The following is a 5,234-nucleotide window of genomic DNA, read 5'->3' on the forward strand; positions in this document are numbered from 1 at the left end:
CCAAGGAAGTGCTCAAATTCATCCACTGTCTGATAACCGTCGACACCTCTGACGGCCTTCATGTAGCTCTCAAGTTCAACCTTGCTGATCAGACCTTCACGCAGCAGAGCAATAGTCTTTTTACCACCGGCAAAACGGGTAGCCAGATATTCCGGGAAGCTTTCCAGGTTCCGAGGTTCATACTCGATGTAGTGAATGGCTGTTTTGCCCATGGCGTAAACGACATCGTCGTATTCTTGAGCCCCGTTTTGCAGCTGATGCCTGATCTTGAAAACCAGTCCCTGGACTTTTGACAGAACCTTCGGAGGCTGAAGTTTTAAAGCCCCGGAAGAGAGGGTCGGAAAGGTCGTCTTCAGGCTCTTGAAGACTTTCACAATCCGATTGGCCTGATCAAACGTCAAACCTTCTCCGACCAATGCCCTGAGGCGAACCGGTGCAAGTTCATCGTCAAAATCGAAAATTGTGAAATAGGGTACTTTCTTACCGTTTTCTACTGCTAATTCTGCCAAACCCATTGCGGCTTCCAGAGCTTGTTTCTTGAGAGAGTGATCCTGCATGAAGTCGTGCATATCGGTCAGAACTTTTACCTGCCACGGTGTGAACTGGAAGGGACCGCCTTCATTTTCGACGGCTTGCTCTGCCGCCTTCAGGACTTCCTTTAATTTCTCTATTTTCGCTTTCCTGACTTCTATTTCTCTGTTGAGACTGTGCAGCTTGTGGGTCATTTGCAGGATCTTCCCGCCAGTGCCATCATCTCCGCCCAGTTGAACCTGTTTGTTTCTCAGGTTATTAACCCGTTGTTCATGGGTTTCAGAAGTGTCTGGTTTAAGACCCACGGCTTCTTCAGTAGCGTCAAGAGCTGTTTTATGGAAATCCGTCAGAGTATCTTTAGCTTTTGATAAAGCTTCACTTTTCTGCTCCAGGACTAAACCCAGCGCAGTTATCTCTTTGTTATGTGCAGTTTTATCCTGCTCTTCGAAGTCTCCAAAATCGATAATCTCCTGTTTTTTATGATCCAGTTTTTCTTGTGCATTACTCTCTTCAAACTGTGCATGGTTCACTTCCATACTTTTGCTGTCGTAATCTTGCAGGAATTGTGTGACCAGAGTGTACTTTTTTCTGGCTAAAGGCAGCTCGGCCAATGCTTCCTCGAATATACCGGCTTCGTCCAGACCCTGATTATCTTTACAGCTTGTAAATACCTCGTGTTTGCCACGAAGGGCATGCAGTTTGCGACGAACATCTGTCAGCTCACTTTCCGCTTTTGCCAATGCTCGTTTAGCATTGGCTTTCTCACGATCAAGAACGTATCGCGGTTTGGGCCCAAGGCGCGCGATTTGCTTGTCAAGCTCATTTTCAATGGTTGCGATACGGACATTAACAGCAGACTGACCGGCATTGAAAATTTCTTCGAGCAGTCCATTGAGCTTTGCTTCAATCAGAATGTTCTGGTTGTCGATAGTGGCATCATCTTTATAGTTCTCAATCTTGAGTTGATGGGCCAATTCATTGTTTCTGGCTCTTCTGACACCTACATCGTCATAAGTTTCGTGTACTTCATCCATTAATGCCTGAACTCTGGCCTTCAGAGCTTCCTTCTGATCATACAGTTTGCTATCTTCCCCGAATGCCAGATTCAGATCTCTGGCCAGTTTAGCAGTGAAAGCCTTGCCTCTTTCTGTGGCAGCAACGTTTTCATGAGGGTAGATGCTCAGCTCGTCCTCTATGGCGCCAAGCAGACTTGTCTGTTGATCTCTGGCGAACTTATCCAGGTAGGAATCTTCGACTTTATAGGTAAGAGTCCCCCGAAGCTTATTGTGTTTGATATCTCTCTTGTTCAGTGCTGTGCTGTCTCCTTTCCAGAGGGTTTGATCTATCTGATCCAGCAATTTTTCTGAGACATCATTGCCTTCAAGTATTGAATAAATCCGGGCAAGCCTTTCTGCTTCTCCATCCTCTTTATTGAATTTGATGTTGAGTATTGTTTCTATGGCTTCCAGCAGATCGGTGAGTTTTTCTCTGGCTCGCATGTCCGGGTCTTCGACTTTATGGCGAAGGTTTACAAGAAGCATAGTGCGTTTGTATTCCTTCTCGTCCAGATCCGTAGTTTTGCCTTCATATGCCCATCGGATGTTACCTATTTCTTCCAGTGACTCATCCAGTATTTCTTCTGATAGCGCATCGCTGTCAAGAGTTTTCATGACCACTTCGAGTCTTGCTATTTTGTTGTCCTCTTTATTGGCTTCGATGTCGAGTATTTCTTCTGCGACTTCCAGTATGTCCAGGGCCTCTCTCTCTGCCTGCTGTCTGGCGTCTCTGATATTTTCCTGCATATTTTCAGAGATGTACCGGCGACGGAGATACACATCTTCTTTTTCATCAAGGTCACGTATCTCAAGGGCTTTTTCTATGACGCTCAGTGTCTCAAGTACTTCAGGTCTGGCTTTGGGGTGGCCTGGTGTTTTAATGTCATCCAGCTCTTCTTCAAGCTCTGCTAGCCTGAGGAGTTTGGTAGATACCCTTGTTTCCAGCGCCCTGTCTTCTGATGTGTCGTCTTCATCAGGCTCAATATCAAACTCTGCTGCCATTTCACTATTGGGAGTGTTTGTGGCTTTTGCTCTGGTAGCAAGAAGTTGTTTTTCGAGCTCCGGAATTCGTTTATTATCCTGCTCAAGTTGATCCACCGAGTTTTTCGTTTCTTCCAACTCCTGACGAATCTTTTTAAGCTCATTCACAACTGGTTGATTGAGTCCAACGGCTCTCAGTTTTTCCTCAAAATGGGTCATGGCCATTGTCCCTGTGCGTTGAAATGCTTCGTTTAGCTCGGCGAGCATGGCCTCTCTTACCTGCAGCTTTTCCAGCTTGTGCTCCATCTCAAGCAGCTGTTCGGCAAAGACGCCAGCGACTTTGGAAGCAAAGCTGCGGTCTGCGTCAAAAGAATCGTCAAAAGGATCGCCGGACATTTTGGCGATAACAGACATAATTTCATGAATATTTTGAATAAACTTCCGGTTAGTCAGAAAATTTCTAAGTATGGGTTTGAAGCCAAAGTGTTCTGTGAGTTGAATATGCATCCAGGTTGGCGTGATGAACGACGACGTTAATTTGATGTGCGTTCTGGTGATTACAAATCCATCTTCCTGATCTGAAGTAGCGCTGGTTAATGCCTGCAGGATATATTCATAGTATATAAGCGAGGCCAGTGTATCTTCGTATTCATCCGTCAGTTTACCACCTTCGTCAAGTCTGGTAATGTGCTGCGCAGCTAACTCCTCCAGCAGCGCCAGCTGCCGACTTCGAATGACGTATTGGTAGCTTTTGAACTTGTCTTTTTTAACCAGTGCTATTGTTTCAGGAGTAGGTCCATTGTCGTAAAATCCTTCCCAGATATCATAGAGACCCTCCACAAAAGCGATATCGGTTGGATTCTGCTTCTGACCATGAAAAACAATAATCTCCCCCTCAGCCACAGTCACTTCCAGTTTTGGATAATCCTCAGGTACAGGATAGACCTGTGTGTCATCCTCGACGTGTACTACATAGCCGACGGGTTTATAGAATGACAACAGATCTTCCAGAGCTCCCTGTTGTAAATCTTTCCCAAGAACATGAACCTGGGTATAGGCAGAGGTAGCTGCTGCTAAAAGCGTCTCATCATTGACAAAGATTGATTGACCCAGACGCTGCAGCTCAGGGGGCTGGTCGCTGGAAACGATGAGACGCATGAAGGTGCGCCCTTTCACTTCAACCTGGTCTACTTCAAGGTTGGCAAGGACAACATAGTGATCAACTTCGCCAAGGTTTCCTGCTCTTTCATTCACACCTTTCAGCACTCCGACCAAGTGTTCGGGGCTGGCAATTTTCGTAAATGGTTCTAATGTATGATTGTCGCCTAATTGAGAGCGCACAGCTCCAATTGAATCCTTATGGGTCATTCTGTCTCTGACTTCGATGAGTAGTTTATTTTCTGAAAAATTATGGGTGAACCTGAAAACTGCCTCATTACCTACCTTGAGGACTTTGGTGTACTTCTGAGCAATGTCATTGTCGTCTGTTTCAAACAGATCAACAGTGGAAACGCCACCGTCAATGCCAGAAAGAACGTCTGTGAAGCCCTTGGAAGGAATATCGTAGTCGGCTCTGAATTCAGCTCGATCGGGGTAGGTGGTTGTAAAGGATTTGGTTATTGGCTGCTGGTCATCACCTAAAGTTGGCTTAACTATGACCTCACTCTGGATGAACTCCGTATGTCCATTGTCCTGAATAACGATAGATTTTGTCTGTAGCCTGCGATCGGCCAGTGCCTGTGTAGCAATGATGGAAGAGCTGATAGTAATGGCCACTGCAAGGCTTAATGCATTGGGGTGAGCATGTGTCATTTTACTACCTCAGAGCTGAGTACTTTGATTACCGTGAAAAGTGATTGCCACACCAGGCAAGGAGGCAACTTTCAGTCACTCATGGCTGTCAATCGCTCACTGTTAAGCTGTTGAGTGAATTTAGTTCACAGCGGCCAATCTGGTAAGCTGTTGAGCGAATTTTGCTCGAACTGACAAAGTCCAATGTCAGTAAAACTGAATTGTTTTTTCAGCCGGGGAATAACGTCGTTGCTTATAGCAGGGTTTAATCGATAGCCTGAACCGGAAGAAACCATTATGTATCCTTCTATGATTGGTTTCTTTTGGGTAGCTATGGGGGGCATCCACTGATTTTTAGCATTAAAGTTCGTCGCGGGTATTCTTATCAGGAGTGAACTTCTCAAACCTGTAATCAGCATTGCAGTTTTCACGGCAGCTGGTGTCTTCTCAGGTGCTGTAGTCCTTTTGGCTCTACTATCAATTCATAGAAGGCTCCCAGAGTATAAGAGTAAGGAATACTTTCAGCGTGGGAGAATGACCATTTAGGTACATTTTCCCTGAAGTATTTCTCCCAGCCATGCTTATAAATCTTCATGGTGCGATCACGTCGTTCACGGAACTGAAGATAATGCTCGTTCCGCGTCCAGCCATGCATCACGTTGTTTGCTTTAACACGGTTCGCATACTGTTCATCCGTTTCATTGAAGCGTTGAGGCGTAGCAATAGCAGTACGTTTCACATAGTCCGTTTCCGTTTCACTCACGCCTCTCCAGCGGTTGATCTTGTCAAGACTACGTCCCAGGGGCCCACCCAGCCATTGAGTGAGCATCTTGTTGTCGTTCATAAAGAAGTCGAAAGTGAGACTTGACGCCAGCG

The 5,234-nt window shown here is 45.8% G+C and carries 2 protein-coding genes; both read right to left on the reverse strand.

What is annotated here, in order from left to right; genetic code table 11:
* Window positions 1-4,379 (reverse strand): hypothetical protein (locus KDK17_RS00390; RefSeq protein ID WP_257287089.1); only part of this gene is annotated, 4,379 nt, incomplete at its 3' end.
* Window positions 4,380-4,785: 406 nt separating this feature from the next.
* The coding region (locus KDK17_RS00395; protein WP_257255072.1) for a hypothetical protein at window positions 4,786-5,234 on the reverse strand (449 nt) is incomplete at its 5' end.

It is taken from the genome of Endozoicomonas sp. SESOKO2 (genome assembly GCF_024606245.1).
GTDB lineage: Bacteria > Pseudomonadota > Gammaproteobacteria > Pseudomonadales > Endozoicomonadaceae > Endozoicomonas_A.